The following is a 15751-nucleotide window of genomic DNA, read 5'->3' as shown; positions in this document are numbered from 1 at the left end:
TAAAAAAAGAAGCGGAATCTTTAAGACTAGTGATTCCTCCTCCTTTTATAACTTCAATTAAATAGAACTGAGGTGCATTTATGAGACAAAGTCATATGTTAATACCTACCCTTAAAGAAAACCCTGCTGATGCTGAAATCAAGAGCCACCAGCTCCTCGTTCGTGCTGGTTACATACGCCAGATTGCATCCGGCATCTATAGCTTCCTGCCAATCGGCCGCCGCGTGTTGAGCAAAGTTGAAAACATCGTCCGTGAAGAGATGGAGAAAATCGGTGCTCATGAAATGGCGATGCCTGCACTTGAGCCTTCAGAACTTTGGAAGGAAACAGGGCGTTGGACAACGTTCGGCTCAGAACTGATGCGACTGCACGACCGACACAATCGGGAGTTCGCTCTTGGTGCGACCCATGAGGAAGTCATCACAAGCCTGGTACGTAATGAAGTGAAAAGTTACAAGCAGCTTCCTTTGACGGTTTTCCAAATTCAAAATAAATTCCGCGATGAAGCCCGTCCTCGATTTGGTCTTTTGCGTGGAAGAGAGTTTTTAATGAAAGATGCCTATTCATTCAATGAATCCTATGAAAGCCTTGATGAAACCTATGATAAGATGTTCGAAGCATACTCGAACGTATTCAGACGCTGTGGATTGAACTTCCGTGCTGTTATCGCAGACTCAGGCGCGATGGGCGGGAAAGATACCCATGAATTCATGGTTTTATCTGAAGTAGGCGAAGATGTCATTGCCTATTCCGATACTTCCCGTTATGCAGCCAATATCGAAATGGCTCCAGTCGTCGCGACTTATGAGAAGTCCAAAGCGACTCCTCAAACGTTGGAGAAAGTCGACACGCCAGGTCAAAAGACAATGAAGGAAGTAGCCGAATACCTGGGGCACGATTTACAGGAAGGCATCAAGTCGATTCTTTTCCAAGTCGATGAGAAATTTGTCCTTGCCCTTACTCGCGGAGATCATGAAGTGAATGATGTTAAATTGAAAAACCTTTATGATGCAGATATGGTTGAACTGGCTTCAGAAGAAGACACGAAACGACTGCTAGGTTCAGGATTTGGTTCCCTTGGTCCGATTGGTGTTCCTGAAGAAGTGGAAGTAGTCGCCGATCATGCGGTAGAAGCCATGGTGAACGTATCTTGTGGAGCCAATGAAGAAGGCTGGCACTTTAAAAATGCGACACCTGAGAGGGACTTCGAAGTCAAGACGTACGCTGATTTACGTTTTATAGAAGAAGGAGATCCATCACCGGATGGAGAGGGCATGATCAAGTTTGCCCGCGGGATTGAAGTCGGACATGTCTTCAAGCTGGGTGAATTCTACTCCGAACGGATGAACGCCACATTCCTTAATGATCAAGGAAAAGCGAAGACAATGATCATGGGATCCTACGGTATCGGCGTGTCACGTACGCTTGCAGCAATCGTAGAACAATACCATGATGAAAGAGGGATCACGTGGCCGAAGAATATCGCCCCGTATCAAGTCCATCTCCTTTCATTGAATCCTAAAAAAGAAGAACAGAAAGAATTGGCAGATCAATTATATGACTCACTGCTTGATGCAGGGATCGAAGTTTTATATGATGATCGTAAAGAACGTGCCGGTGTGAAATTTGCCGACAGCGACCTTTTCGGTGTACCTGTAAGAATCACTGTAGGAAAGCGTGCCGGTGAAGGTGTTGTGGAAGTGAAAGAACGTGCAACAGGCGATCAGAATGAATTAGAAACTAGTGAAGTTTTAGAATATATTAAGAACTGGTACAAAGCCTAATATTTTTTATGGAAAACTATACCCTTGCTAAAGGAAAGAGCAAGGGTTTTTCCATGTCAGGTGTTGGGTTAGGAAAGAGGAGGAATTCCGTTTGAGTGTCAGCAACAAGGAAAAAATGCACTATTTGCTGGAGCAGATTCAGTTCCCGCATGATCTAATAGAACCTCACTTTAAAGATAGCAGCATGCAGAAGCTGGTGGTTTACCGTGAACAGAAATTGTGGCATTTTCATTTTCATATGCCAAAACCGCTTCCGCCGTCTGTCTACGATTTATTTACGAGCAAACTTGTAGCCACTTTCCGATCAATTGCAGAAGTAACGTGGACAATTGATACATCAGAAAAAGAACTTGCAACGAATGATGTGCTTGAATACTGGCAGAGCTTCATAAAAACCTTAACGAATTTAACACCAAGCTATAAAGATTTATTGATGGAGCAGCAGCCTGAAGTAAACGGGAATAAAGTTATGTTAACCTGTAGGAACTTAGCCGAGAGCCATGCCATTCAAAAGAAATTGGAAGAACCATTGAAAAGCTTTTGTCTCAAATGCGGGCTTCCTTCTTTCATGCTTTCAACACGAGTGAAAGAAGAAACGGAACAAATTAAACGATTCCATGAAGAACGCCAAAAAGAAGACAAAATACTAGTCCAGCAAGCGGTGAAAGAACAAGAGGAAAGAGCTAAAGATAAAGACGATTCCAAACCAAAAGGGCCTCTTGAAATTGGTTACAAAATTCAAGATGACATCATCCCGATGGAGGAAATCCATGAAGAAGAGAAAAAGATTGCTGTCCAGGGCTATATCTTCGATGTCGAAATCAAAGAACTTCGTTCCGGACGTCATTTATTACTTTTGAAAGTCACCGACTATACGGATTCCTTTTCAATCAAAATGTTCTCACGCGGAGACGATCATGCTGAACTGTTTAAGCACGTGAAGGAAGGGATGTGGATCAAAGCGCGAGGGGGCATCCAGACAGATAACTTCACGAATGAATTGACGATGATGGCTAACGACATAAATGAAGTGAAGCCGAAATTGCGAGAAGATCAAGCGCCTGAAGGGGAGAAGAGGATTGAATTGCACGCCCATACCACAATGAGTGCGATGGATGCACCTGTTTCCCCGTCCCGTCTGGTCAAGCAAGCAGCAGATTGGGGCCACGAAGCGATTGCCATTACAGACCATGCAGTCGTTCAAGCTTATCCGGATGCCCATGCCGCAGGCCAGAAAAATGGTGTGAAAATCATTTATGGTGTGGAAGCGAATTTGGTTGATGATGGTGTCCCGATTGCGTATGAGGAACAGGACCGGGAGCTTGAGGATGCTGTGTACGTAGTTTTTGACGTGGAGACCACTGGGCTTTCAGCTGTGTACGATAAAATCATCGAACTCGCTGCCGTCAAAGTACAGGGCGGAGAAATCATCGATCGATTTGAATCTTTTGCTAACCCTCATCAACCATTATCCCAAACAACGATCGACCTTACAGGGATCACGGATGACATGGTCAAGGATGCACCTGAAATCGAACAGGTACTCAAGGACTTCCATGAATGGTCAGGAGAGGACATCCTTGTCGCCCATAACGCAAGTTTCGATATGGGCTTTTTGAATGCAGGATATCAGAAAATCGGCCTGCAAAAGTCTACGAACCCAGTCATCGATACGTTAGAGCTCGCTCGTTTTTTAGTGCCTGAATTAAAGAACCACCGTTTAAATACGCTTTGTAAGAAATTCGATATTGAGTTGACCCAGCACCACCGGGCGATTTATGATGCCGAAGCTACGGGGTATTTATTGTGGAAACTTGTGAAACGAGCCATGGAAAAAGAGATTACGAACCATAAAAACCTGAATGATTATATGGGTGAGGGAAAAGCGTACCAACGTTCTCGTCCTTCCCATTGTACCCTGCTTGCCACAAACAGCACAGGATTAAAAAACATCTACCGACTCGTATCAGAAGCGCATGTCAATTATTTCTACCGTGTTCCACGCGTTCCACGTTCTCTTCTCGCAAAGAACCGTGAGGGAATCCTTGTAGGTTCCGGGTGTGACAAAGGCGAAGTTTTTGAAACGATGATGCAGAAATCTGAGGAAGAGGCAGAGAAAGTAGCTGAATTCTATGATTACATCGAAATTCAGCCGCCAGGGAACTATTATCACTTAGTGGAAAAAGATTTAGTCCAGACGGAAGCGCAAATCCTCGATATCTTGAAAAGGCTTGTCGCTCTGGCGGAACGGATGGGGAAAACAGTGGTTGCTACCGGGAACACTCACTACGTGGAGCCTCATGAAAAGCAGTACCGTCAAATTCTCATTTCATCCCAAAATGGAAACCCGCTGAATAGACAGACACTGCCGGAGGTCCACTTTAAAACGACGAATGAAATGATTGATGAGCTTGGTTTCTTAGGAAAAGACAAAGCCACAGAATTAGTCGTCACGAACACCCATAAAATTTCCGAACAGATTGGTGAAGTATCTCCGGTTAAAGATGATTTATATACGCCTAACATCGAAGGGGCGGACCAGGAGATCCGTGAAATGTCTTACAACAAAGCACGTAGCATTTACGGTGAGCCTATCCCTGATTTGATCGTCAATCGTTTGGAAAAAGAACTCGACAGTATTATTGGAAATGGATTTGCAGTTATCTATCTCATCTCACAGAAACTTGTAACCAAATCGCTAGAAGATGGTTACCTTGTTGGTTCACGTGGTTCTGTCGGATCATCATTCGTTGCTACGATGACAGACATTACGGAAGTGAATCCACTTCCGCCGCATTATGTGTGTCCGTCCTGTCAATATAATGAATTTTTCACAGACGGATCGGTAGGAAGCGGATTTGACCTTGAAGAAAAAGCCTGCCCGGAATGCGGTACATCCCTGACGAAAGATGGTCAAGACATTCCATTTGAAACGTTCCTTGGCTTTAAAGGGGACAAGGTTCCCGATATCGACTTGAACTTCTCAGGGGAATACCAGCCCCATGCGCACAATTATACGAAAGAGTTGTTCGGTGAGGACAGTGTGTTCCGTGCCGGAACGATCGGTACGATAGCGGAGAAGACCGCTTATGGCTATGTAAAAGGTTACGCCGGAGACCATCAGCTGCTTTATAAGAATGCTGAAATCGATCGTCTTGTACAAGGATGTACAGGCGTGAAAAGGACAAGCGGACAACACCCTGGTGGGATCATTGTCGTTCCTGATGATATGGAGATTTATGATTTCTCTCCGATTCAATTTCCAGCGGATGATACGAAAGCAGAGTGGAAGACGACGCACTTTGATTTCCACTCCATTCACGATAACCTGTTGAAATTGGATATACTTGGGCACGATGACCCGACCGTCATTCGTATGTTGCAGGACCTCAGTGGGATCGACCAAAAGGAAATTCCTGTCGATGACCCTGAAGTCATGAAGATTTTCAGTGGTCCTGAAGCACTTGGAGTGTCGGCGGATCAGATTATGTGTAAAACAGGGACACTCGGCGTACCGGAGTTTGGTACAAGATTTGTAAGGCAGATGCTTGAAGATACGAAGCCGAAAACATTTGCAGAACTTGTCATCATATCCGGACTGTCACACGGAACGGACGTATGGCTTGGAAATGCCGAACAGTTGATCAATGATGGCATATGTACACTACCTGAGGTTATCGGGTGTCGTGACGATATTATGGTGTATCTCATGCACAAAGGTCTTGATCCTTCCCTTGCCTTTAAGATCATGGAATTTGTTCGTAAAGGCCGAGGCCTTCAAGACGAGTGGATTGAAGAAATGAAAAAACATGGGGTACCGGACTGGTATATTGATTCTTGTAAGAAGATCAAATACATGTTCCCGAAAGCACACGCTGCCGCCTATGTACTGATGGCGGTAAGAATCGCCTATTTCAAAGTCCACTATCCGATCTTTTTCTATGCGGCTTATTTCACTGTCAGGGCGAGCGATTTCGAACTGGAAACTATGATGAAAGGCTCTGAAGCCATCCGGAAGCGTATGAAAGAGATTCAGGAAAAAGGCTTCGATGCCACTCCGAAGGAAAAGAGTTTAATGACCGTCCTCGAGATATCTCTTGAAATGTGTGAACGAGGGTATGGATTTAAAAACGTGGATCTCTACCGTTCTAGTGCTACGGACTTTCTTGTTGAAGGCAATGAGCTTATTCCCCCGTTTAATGCGGTCGACGGTTTAGGAACAAACGCAGCCATCAATATCGTCAATGCAAGAGAAGACGGCGAATTCTTATCCAAGCAGGACTTGAGAGAACGCAGCCGTATTTCCAAAACCGTTCTCGAGTATCTGGATAACTTCGGATGCTTAGAGGGAATGCCGGATGAAAACCAACTGTCCCTTTTCTAACGTCTCAGCTCCAAGACAGGTAAAATTGTCGATCCATTGTTAGTTGTTAGAGGCTCAGTATTAAGATAAACGGGGTCCGTTTGCCATATTGAGAGTCAGGGGTGGTTAGGAAGTCACTCGCCTTCCTGCGGGGGTGACGGCAAGCCATGCCCGCGGGAGTCTCGCAGCTTCCCAACCAACCCTTTCGATGGATTCGAGGAACGAGCCCTTTTACTATAAAAGGATATCTTCAACTAGCGTGGTGTTATAAGCATAACGCTCTATAACAAGCTTTTGGCATGCAAAATAGTGTTCATAGAAGTTAATACCCTTCTACTGACGTTGTGCATAAAGGCAGCTTATTCCGGAAGTGGTTTCGAGATACTCATATGGTAAAGGGGCGGAGGGAAACGGTAAGACTCCTATGGGGTGTGCGGGATAGGTGAGACCCCGGAAGGCGTAGCCTGAGGAGACTCAGCGCCCGCCCCATGGAAAGCGAACCTTTTATCGGAGCCCTAGAATCACACATGAAAGCGTCGAAGCTGTGTCCTCCAAAATAGGAAGCTTCCATGAAATAATTTCATGTGAGTGGTGGAGGCGAAGCTGTTGATTTCTTCCTTTGTTGCATAGAATACGCATCTGTGATATATTTTTTATGGTGAGAAGAGTGATACGAACGACGAAAGAGTGGGGCAACCCACTCTTTCGTCATATTCTAGCCTCTTGCTTGTGGAGATACTTCGATGCATGAGGGGTTTTAGTACCCGCGAGACGAACCGCTATGATCTTTGTCATAGCGGTTTCTCATGGTACTTGCTATTTCTAAACCCTGTTACTTAATGAAATGAGCGAATACATCCCATAATAATAAGTACTAACCATTACATTGTGTTCGAAGGAGGGAAGAGCATGAGCAATCATGTTACATCCGTTACAGAACGTCTTGTCCAGCCGATCCTTGAGGATATGAACCTCGAACTTGTGGAAATTGAGTACAAGAAAGAAGGTCAGAACTGGTACCTTCGCGTCTTCATCGATAAAGAAGGCGGTGTGGACATAGAAGAATGCGGACAAGTATCTGAACAACTGAGTGAAAAATTAGATGAAGAAGATCCCATTGAAATTCCGTATTTCCTGGAAGTTGCATCACCTGGAGCGGAACGACCTCTAAAGACAGAAGCAGACTTCGAAAAGTTCGTGGGTGAATATGTGTATATGAAACTATACGAACCGATTGATGGGGAAAAGGAGTTTGAAGGGACACTGAAGTCCTTTGAAAATTCCGTGGCAACCGTAGAAATTCGTATTAAGACACGTAAAAAACAACTGGAAGTACCATATCAAAAAATAGCTAAAGCTAATTTAGCTGTTACGTTTAATTAAGGGGGAGAAAACTGTTGAGTAGTGAACTATTTGATGCCATGAATTATTTAGAGAAGGAAAAAGGCATCGACAAAAATCTTTTATTGGAAGCACTTGAAGCAGCCTTGATTTCTGCTTATAAGAAAAACTTCAATTCCGCAACGAACGTACGTGTGGATATTAATGAAGAAGAAAGTGCCATGAAAGTCCTTGCGCGAAAAGAAATCGTAGAAGAAGTCATGGATCCGCAGCAGGAAATCTCCATAGAAGAAGCGAATGAGATCGATCCGAACTATGAGGTTGAAGATGTGATCGAAGTCGAAGTCACACCAATGGACTTCGGCCGTATCGCAGCACAAGCAGCTAAACAAGTTGTTACGCAGCGTGTCCGTGAAGCAGAACGCGGCATCATTTACGGTGAGTATGTTGATCGCGAAGAAGATGTCATGACAGGGATTATCCAAAGAAAAGATCCCCGCTTCGTCTATGTGAATCTAGGTAAAATTGAAGCGCGTCTTCCAGAAGGGGAGCAAATGCCTACAGAGACCTATGAAGTGCACGATAGGCTCAAAGTATTTGTAACGAAGGTGGAAAACAGCAACAAAGGGCCACACATCTATGTTTCCCGTACACACCTAGGGCTTTTGAAGCGCTTGTTTGAGATGGAAGTACCTGAAATTTATGATGGTACCGTCGAAGTAATGTCTGTAGCCCGGGAAGCAGGGGACCGCTCAAAAATCTCCGTATATGCTGAAGATCAGGAGATCGATCCGGTGGGCTCTTGTGTAGGTCAAAGAGGTCAACGTGTGCAAGCAATTGTCAACGAATTGAAGGGTGAAAAAATTGATATCGTTCAATGGTCTGAAGATCCCGTTGAATATGTATCGAATGCGTTAAGTCCTTCTAAGGTCGTGGAAGTGCTTGTAGATGAAGAAGATAAGGCTACAACAGTGATCGTTCCTGATTATCAATTGTCCCTTGCCATCGGTAAGCGTGGTCAAAATGCTCGTCTTGCGGCCAAGTTGACAGGCTGGAAGATTGATATTAAGAGTGAAAGTGAAGCACGTGAGCAAGGCCTTCTTTCTACAGAAGAAACCGATATGGAAGACGAAGACGTTTTTGACGAAGAACTGTCTGAAGATTAAGGAGGGGGAGAACGATGACCCGTTCCAAAAAACAACCGTTAAGAAAATGTGTCGTCACACAGGAGATGGTTCCTAAACAGCAGTTGATCCGTGTTGTGCGCAATAAAGAGGGAGAGGTTTTTGTGGACGACACTGGAAAAAAGAATGGTCGTGGAGCCTATCTCATGAAAGACCTTCAAGTCATTGAGCAGGCTGAAAAGCAGCAGGTGTTGAACCGTCACCTTAAAACGAAGGTGGATGACAACATCTATGAGGAATTGAGAGCAAAAGTGAAGGCTGACCCATCATGAGCGGCAGCTATCTGAACCTGTTGGGACTGGCAGTAAGAGCCGGTAAGTGTACGATCGGTGAGGAATCAATCGTACGAGACATTCAAAAACGAAAAGCTAAGCTCGTTCTCATTGCCAATGATACAGGGAAACAAACAAAGAAGAAGCTGACAGATAAATGCAGCTTCTATGAAATACCTTGCTATGAAGTCGATGATCGAGATACATTATCACAGGCTATCGGAAAGGCAGGGAGAGTCGCGATCGCAGTTCTTGACCAAGGATTTGCGAAAAAGTTGCAATCGCTACTCGATGAATCTATTCGGGGGTGAAGATTTTATGAGTAAAATGCGCGTATACGAATATGCAAAGAAAAATGAACTATCTAGTAAACAAGTCATTCAAAAACTGCAAAATCTGAATATCGAAGTGAACAATCATATGTCCACTTTGGAGGAGGATGCAGCGAAGAAGCTGGATCAGGCATTTGGGAAAGGGCAAGCTTCCAAAGGTCAAAACCAGAATAAAGCGAAGTCTCAAAAGCCGAATAACAATAAGAAGCAGGCGAACAACAAGAAGCAAAAAAACAATAACCAGAAGAACCATAGGCCTGCAACGCAGCAAGCACCTAAGAAGTCTAAAAAGCAGATACCTGAAAAAATCACGTATGCAGGCAGTCTGACAGTTGGTGAACTTGCAGAAAAACTAAACAAAGATTCTTCAGAAATTATTAAAAAGCTTATGTTCCTAGGCACAATGGCTACCATCAACCAGGAACTGGATGCAGATTCGATTGAATTGATTTGTGACGAGTTCGGTGTAGAAGTCGAAGAAGAGGTCATTGTGGATGAGACGGACATTGAGAACATGGTGTTCGACGACGAACCGGAAGATTTGCAGGACCGACCTGCTGTCGTTACGATCATGGGACACGTAGACCACGGAAAAACGACGCTTCTTGACCAGATCCGTAACACGAAAGTGACGGAAGGCGAAGCCGGTGGAATCACCCAGCATATTGGTGCTTACCAAATCGAAGACAATGGCAAGAAAATTACGTTCCTTGATACACCTGGTCACGCTGCATTCACAAGCATGCGTTCCCGTGGTGCTCAAGTGACAGACATCGCCATCCTTGTTGTTGCTGCAGACGATGGAGTTATGCCGCAAACAAAAGAAGCGATCAGTCACGCGAAAGCGGCAGAAGTACCGATTATCGTTGCGGTCAATAAGATGGATAAAGAAGGCGCGAATCCTGACCGTGTGATGCAGGAGCTTATGGAATATGAGCTGATTGCTGAAGACTTTGGTGGAGAAACGATCTTTGTCAAAATGTCCGCCGTCAATGGTGAAGGGATTGACGATCTAGTTGAAATGATCGGCCTTGTATCCGAAATGGAAGAATTGAAAGCCAACCCTGATCGTGCTGCTTATGGTACGGTTATTGAAGCAGAATTGGATAAAGGACGCGGTCCTGTAGCCACATTGCTGGTTCAGAACGGTACTTTGAATGTCAGTGATGCCATTGTAGTGGGGAATACTTGGGGACGCGTACGTGCTATGGTGAACGATATCGGCCGTCGCGTGAAAGTTGCCGGACCTTCCACACCAGTGGAAATTACAGGGTTAAACAATGTTCCTCAGGCAGGCGATCGTTTCCTAGTCTTTGATGATGAAAAGAAAGCGCGCTCTGTAGGAGAAGCACGTGCTCAAAAACAATTGGAAGAAAACCGTGGCTCTAACGCAAAAGTAAGCCTTGATGACTTGTTTGATCAAATTAAACAAGGGGATGTCAAAGAAATCAACCTGATTGTTAAAGGCGATGTGCAGGGATCTGTAGAAGCCCTCGCTGGATCTCTTGAGAAGATTGAAGTGGAAGGTGTGAAAGTTAAAATTATTCACACAGGTGTCGGTGCCATAACGGAATCTGACATTGCACTTGCTTCTGCTTCCAATGCGATTGTTATTGGTTTTAACGTCCGTCCAGACGGGAATGCTAGAAAAGCAGCTGAAGCGGAAGATGTAGAAATCCGTCTTCATAACATCATTTACAAGGTGATGGAAGAGATCGAAGCAGCTATGAAAGGGATGCTCGATCCAGAATATGAAGAAAAAATCATCGGTCAGGTGGAAGTCCGTGAAATCTTCAAAGTATCTAAGATCGGTACGATTGCCGGATCTTACGTTACAGATGGTAAAATCGGCCGGAATTCCGGTATCCGTGTCATCCGCGATGGTGTCGTCATTTACGAAGGTGAAATCGATGCACTGAAGCGCTATAAAGATGATGCTAAAGAGGTTCAGCAAGGATATGAATGTGGAATTACAGTTAAGAACTTCAATGACATCAAAGTGGGAGACATCATTGAACCATTTGAGATGCAGGAAATTGAGCGTAAATGATCGTAAGCGCAGAAGTGGATGGTATCATTTATGATGCGCAGTCGCTGAAAAACAAGCGTGCGGTTTTGAAACGCATCATGACAAGATTAAGGAACGAGTTCAACATAGCTGTAAGTGAACTTGAATATCAAGACTTATGGCAGAGAACCCGGATCGGTCTCGTCACGATTGCTAGTGATAAAGTGATTGCGGAACAAACGATGCAGCAAGCTTTGGCTTTCATTGATTCATTTCCTGAATTTGAACGGACAGAAACCCATCAGGAATGGCTATGATGTCTGGTTAGAAGAGGTGAGTATACATGAACGATTTAAGAGCGAACCGCGTTGGAGAACAAATGAAAAAAGAGATGAGTGACATCATCAGTAAAAAAATCAAAGATCCACGTGTAGGGTTCGTCACCGTCACAGAAGTGAAAGTGACCGGAGATTTACAACAAGCGAAAGTTTATATTTCTGTATTGGGTGATGATAAACAGAAACATGATACACTCGTAGGTCTTGCAAAAGCGAAAGGGTTCATCCGATCAGAGATCGGCCAGCGAATCCGTCTTCGTAAGACTCCGGAAATCATGTTTGAGTTTGACGAAGCCATCGAAAAAGGAAATCGTATTGAAACGATCCTTCGCGATTTGAACGATACGGAAGATTGATAATAAAATCCGTGCTGTTTCAGCACGGATTTTATATAGGATAAAAAGTTTTGAGGTGAGAGGTAAATGGACGGGATTCTTCCATTATGGAAGCCAAAAGGCTTTACATCCCATGATTGTGTCAGTAAGGCCCGTGGCATGTTGAAAACAAAAAAAATTGGTCATACAGGCACCCTTGACCCAGAAGTAGAAGGGGTGCTGCCCCTCTGTGTAGGGAAGGCTACGAAAATCGTTCCTTTTCTGACGGACACTGACAAAGTGTATGAAGCTTCTGTTACGCTTGGATCTGCGACAGACACAGAGGATGCAACGGGTACGACAGTTGAAACCACCCCGGTTCATGAACGTATTTCCAAAGAAAAGATCAAGGGCGTCCTTGAGACGTTTCAAGGCTGGATTACTCAGACACCACCCATGTACTCTGCTGTAAAAGTTAACGGGAAGAAGCTTTATGAGTATGCCCGGGAAGGGGTGGAAGTGGAAAGGCCATCAAGGGAGGTACACATTAAGCACATTGAGAGGATGCCACCTGAACCTAAACAAGAAGGGGAAACCTTTACCTTTTCTTTCCGAGTCATCTGTTCGAAGGGCACCTATGTGAGAACACTCTGTGTAGACATTGGAAAGGCTCTTGGTTATGCCGCACACATGTCATCGTTGGTACGGACACAAACCGCGGATATCACAAGAGAAGACTGCTATACTTTCAATGAAATCCAACAAGTTGTAGATGAAAGCTCTGGAGAGCAATTGCTCCTTCCTTTATCCAAAGGACTCGTCCATATGGATTCATGGGAAGTAGATGCTGACCAGGTCGAAAAAATCAAACATGGTCAAGTATTCGAAAAGCCTGCTCATATCCATGAAGAGCAATTTACAGTGATGAACGCTGGTGAGGTCTTGGCGATTTACCAGCAGCATCCACGAAAAAACGGCCTCATAAAGCCGGTACGTGTATTTTAACGCTTGCCCTTTTATAAAAATTGGTGAATGGCAATACATGAGAGGCCACAGCTCATAGTTTTTTATCAGAGTTTGTTGGTTTTCCTTGCATTTCACTTAAAAAAAATGTACCCTTTAATATGGAACCTTCGCTTGGCGGTACGTAACTCCGACGTCCGCTCGGGGAAAGGGAATTCTAAATTTTACTAGGAGGTGTAGCTATAATGGCTATCACACAAGAACGTAAACAAGAACTAATCAATGAGTACAAAACTCATGACAACGACACAGGATCTCCAGAAGTACAAATTGCTGTACTAACTGAGCAGATCACTACTTTGAACGAGCACCTTCGTGCTCACAAGCAAGACCACCACTCTCGTCGTGGATTGCTTAAAATGGTAGGTAAGCGTCGTAACCTATTGAACTACCTTCGTAATAAGGACATTACACGTTACCGTGAGCTAATCAAGAGCCTTGGCTTGCGTCGCTAATGTATGGGAAAAAGCGGGAGTTATTCCCGCTTTTTCTGTATGTTTACATACAGAAGGGTGTAAACTGACAATAAACCCTTATAATGAAATAAGAAGAGTAACCGAGAGGAGTTAAGTTCTATATGGCAGAAGAAAAACAAGTGTTTTCCATTGATGTAGCCGGTCGTACTTTTTCCGTAGAAATTGGCGAGTTGGCGAAACAAGCGAATGGTGCAGCACTCATTCATTACGGAGATACGACTGTCCTTTCCACGGCTACCGGAAGTAAAGAGCCGAAGGACCTGCCGTTTTTCCCTTTGACAGTAAATTATGAAGAGCGTCTTTACGCTGTAGGTAAGATCCTAGGAGGTTTCATTAAACGTGAAGGTCGACCAAGTGACAAAGCCGTCCTTGCGTCCCGTTTGATTGACCGTCCGATTCGTCCATTGTTCCCAGAGGGATACCGTAACGATGTACAAGTAATCAGCTCTGTTATGAGTGTTGATCAGGATTGTTCTTCAGAAATGGCAGCAATGCTAGGATCATCCATATCTTTGGGTGTATCTGATATTCCATTCGAAGGACCGATTGCGGGTGTAATTGTTGGACGGGTAGAAGGCGAATTTGTCATCAATCCAACAGTTGAACAACAAGAGAAAAGTGATATCGACCTTACAGTAGCGGGTACAAAGGATGCCATTAACATGGTTGAAGCCGGTGCCAATGAAGTTTCTGAAGAGGACATGCTTGAAGCGATCATGTTCGGGCATGAAGAAATCAAGCGCCTCGTCGCTTTCCATGAAGAAATCGTTGAAGCTGTAGGTCGTGAGAAGATGGAAGTGCAGTTGTTCGATCTGGACGCTGAACTGAAAGAGAAAGTCGAAGCAGAAGCAACAGACGCCATTGTTCAAGCGATCAAAACGGAAGAAAAGAAAGCCCGTGAAGATGCTATTGCCCAAGTGAAAGCTGAAGTGGTCGCTTCTTACGAAGAGCAGGAAGCAGATGAAGAAACAATCAAACAAGTAGGATCCATATTAGAAGATATGGTGAAAACGGAAGTGCGCCGTCTCATTACGAAAGATAAAATTCGTCCAGATGGCCGTGGTGTTGACGTTATTCGCCCACTGACTTCCCGTGTAGGATTGCTTCCACGTACACACGGTTCCGGATTGTTCACACGTGGTCAAACCTAGGCCCTTAGTGTATGTACTCTTGGAGCTCTTGGAGATGTACAGATCCTCGACGGTCTTGACCTTGAGGAGTCCAAGCGTTTTATGCACCATTACAACTTCCCTAAATTCTCTGTTGGAGAAACAGGGCCGATCCGTGGACCTGGTCGACGTGAAATCGGTCATGGTGCTCTAGGTGAACGTGCGCTTGAAGTGGTTATTCCTTCTGAGAATGAATTTCCTTACACCATCCGACTAGTTTCTGAGGTTCTGGAATCAAACGGTTCTACCTCTCAAGCGAGTATTTGTGCAAGTACTCTTGCTATGATGGATGCGGGTGTTCCAATTAAAGCACCAGTTGCAGGAATTGCTATGGGACTTGTAAAATCAGGTGATGATTATACAATCCTGACAGATATCCAAGGAATGGAAGATGCTCTTGGAGATATGGACTTTAAAGTTGCCGGAACTGAAAAGGGAGTAACGGCTCTTCAAATGGATATTAAGATTGAAGGTCTTTCCAGAGAAATTCTTGAAGAAGCATTAGCTCAGGCGAAAAAAGGACGTATGGAAATCCTTGGACACATGCTTGAAACAATTCCTGAAACTCGCAAAGAACTTTCCGCCCATGCTCCGAAGATCATGACGATGAAGATCAATCCAGACAAAATCCGTGATGTCATTGGACCAAGCGGTAAACAAATCAATAAAATCATTGATGATACTGGTGTGAAAATCGACATCGAGCAGGATGGAACGGTGTTCATTTCTTCTACAGATGCCAGCATGAATACAACAGCTCAGAAAATCATTGAGGATATCGTACGTGAAGTAGAAGTCGGTGAAGTTTACGATGGTAAAGTGAAACGTATCGAGAAGTTCGGTGCTTTCGTTGAGCTCTTCAAAGGAAAAGAGGGGCTTGTCCACATTTCTGAAATGGCTGAAGAGCGCATTGGTAAAGTGGAAGACATCGTTTCCCTTGGGGACACAATTAAAGTTAAGGTAAAAGAAATCGATAACCAGGGACGAATCAACCTTTCTAGAAAAGCGATTCTCCTTGATGAGAAGAAAAAGCAGGAAAACGTTGAACAATCTTAATAAGGTTACGTAAAGAAGAGATACTGGCTTGCCAGTCTCTTTTTTTTTTGCCTAACATTCTTCTTGAAACTTTTGTAAGGAGATTGGGAAT

11 protein-coding genes and 1 pseudogene are annotated in these 15751 nt (G+C 44.3%); all 12 read left to right on the top strand.

Features of this window, described 5'->3' with window-relative positions; translation table 11 throughout:
• Positions 1-80 precede the first annotated feature (80 nt).
• The 12 genes and pseudogenes from LC065_RS15390 (at position 81) to pnp (ending at position 15660) form a co-directional block, all read left to right on the top strand.
• Positions 81-1784: a proline--tRNA ligase gene (locus LC065_RS15390; RefSeq protein ID WP_226589447.1), complete on the top strand. Its 1704-nt coding sequence runs from the start codon at positions 81-83 to the stop codon at positions 1782-1784.
• A 91-nt stretch (positions 1785-1875) separates the two neighbouring features.
• Positions 1876-6168 (top strand): PolC-type DNA polymerase III, encoded by a 4293-nt coding sequence (locus tag LC065_RS15385; RefSeq protein WP_306163543.1) that lies wholly within the window; start codon positions 1876-1878, stop codon positions 6166-6168.
• Between the two features lie 888 nt (positions 6169-7056).
• Positions 7057-7530, top strand: a complete 474-nt coding sequence (gene rimP, locus LC065_RS15380) for a ribosome maturation factor RimP (protein ID WP_226589451.1) — start codon at positions 7057-7059, stop codon at positions 7528-7530.
• A gap of 14 nt (positions 7531-7544) precedes the next feature.
• Positions 7545-8654 (top strand): transcription termination factor NusA, encoded by a 1110-nt coding sequence (nusA, locus tag LC065_RS15375; RefSeq protein WP_306163542.1) that lies wholly within the window; start codon positions 7545-7547, stop codon positions 8652-8654.
• A 14-nt stretch (positions 8655-8668) separates the two neighbouring features.
• Positions 8669-8944, top strand: a complete 276-nt coding sequence (gene rnpM, locus LC065_RS15370) for an RNase P modulator RnpM (protein WP_226589455.1) — start codon at positions 8669-8671, stop codon at positions 8942-8944.
• Positions 8941-9255 (top strand): YlxQ family RNA-binding protein, encoded by a 315-nt coding sequence (locus LC065_RS15365; protein ID WP_226589457.1) that lies wholly within the window; start codon positions 8941-8943, stop codon positions 9253-9255. Before rnpM ends, LC065_RS15365 begins: the two co-directional genes overlap by 4 nt.
• A 7-nt stretch (positions 9256-9262) precedes the next feature.
• Positions 9263-11326 carry a translation initiation factor IF-2 gene (gene infB, locus LC065_RS15360; protein WP_226589459.1) on the top strand — a complete coding sequence of 688 codons (2064 nt, stop codon included), beginning with the start codon at positions 9263-9265 and terminating at the stop codon, positions 11324-11326.
• Positions 11323-11601, top strand: coding sequence for a DUF503 domain-containing protein (locus tag LC065_RS15355; protein ID WP_089652373.1), 279 nt, complete (start codon positions 11323-11325; stop codon positions 11599-11601). The genes infB and LC065_RS15355 overlap by 4 nt, the downstream gene beginning before the upstream one ends.
• Before the next feature lie 26 nt (positions 11602-11627).
• Entirely contained in the window at positions 11628-11978 is a 351-nt protein-coding gene (gene rbfA, locus LC065_RS15350; protein WP_226589462.1) for a 30S ribosome-binding factor RbfA, read from the top strand.
• Between the two features lie 66 nt (positions 11979-12044).
• Entirely contained in the window at positions 12045-12941 is an 897-nt protein-coding gene (gene truB / locus LC065_RS15345; protein ID WP_226589465.1) for a tRNA pseudouridine(55) synthase TruB, read from the top strand.
• Between the two features lie 203 nt (positions 12942-13144).
• A complete protein-coding gene (gene rpsO / locus LC065_RS15340; RefSeq protein WP_128522718.1) occupies positions 13145-13414 on the top strand; it encodes a 30S ribosomal protein S15 in 270 nt (89 codons plus the stop codon).
• A gap of 122 nt (positions 13415-13536) precedes the next feature.
• Positions 13537-15660 (top strand): annotated as a pseudogene (pnp, locus tag LC065_RS15335) (polyribonucleotide nucleotidyltransferase).
• The last annotated feature ends 91 nt before the right edge of the window (positions 15661-15751 follow it).

Source organism: Halobacillus litoralis, from assembly GCF_020524085.2.
GTDB lineage: Bacteria > Bacillota > Bacilli > Bacillales > Halobacillaceae > Halobacillus > Halobacillus litoralis_E.
Note: the sequence above shows the minus strand (reverse complement) of the source record. Positions and strands in the feature narration are given on the sequence as shown.

What these genes read in the sequence shown, in the direction of transcription:
- LC065_RS15390 (WP_226589447.1), top strand. Translation starts at nt 81, where the DNA reads ATGAGACAAAGTCATATGTTAATACCTACCCTTAAAGAAAACCCTGCT.
- rimP (WP_226589451.1), top strand. Translation starts at nt 7,057, where the DNA reads ATGAGCAATCATGTTACATCCGTTACAGAACGTCTTGTCCAGCCGATC.
- rnpM (WP_226589455.1), top strand. Translation starts at nt 8,669, where the DNA reads ATGACCCGTTCCAAAAAACAACCGTTAAGAAAATGTGTCGTCACACAG.
- LC065_RS15365 (WP_226589457.1), top strand. Translation starts at nt 8,941, where the DNA reads ATGAGCGGCAGCTATCTGAACCTGTTGGGACTGGCAGTAAGAGCCGGT.
- infB (WP_226589459.1), top strand. Translation starts at nt 9,263, where the DNA reads ATGAGTAAAATGCGCGTATACGAATATGCAAAGAAAAATGAACTATCT.
- LC065_RS15355 (WP_089652373.1), top strand. Translation starts at nt 11,323, where the DNA reads ATGATCGTAAGCGCAGAAGTGGATGGTATCATTTATGATGCGCAGTCG.
- rbfA (WP_226589462.1), top strand. Translation starts at nt 11,628, where the DNA reads ATGAACGATTTAAGAGCGAACCGCGTTGGAGAACAAATGAAAAAAGAG.
- truB (WP_226589465.1), top strand. Translation starts at nt 12,045, where the DNA reads ATGGACGGGATTCTTCCATTATGGAAGCCAAAAGGCTTTACATCCCAT.
- rpsO (WP_128522718.1), top strand. Translation starts at nt 13,145, where the DNA reads ATGGCTATCACACAAGAACGTAAACAAGAACTAATCAATGAGTACAAA.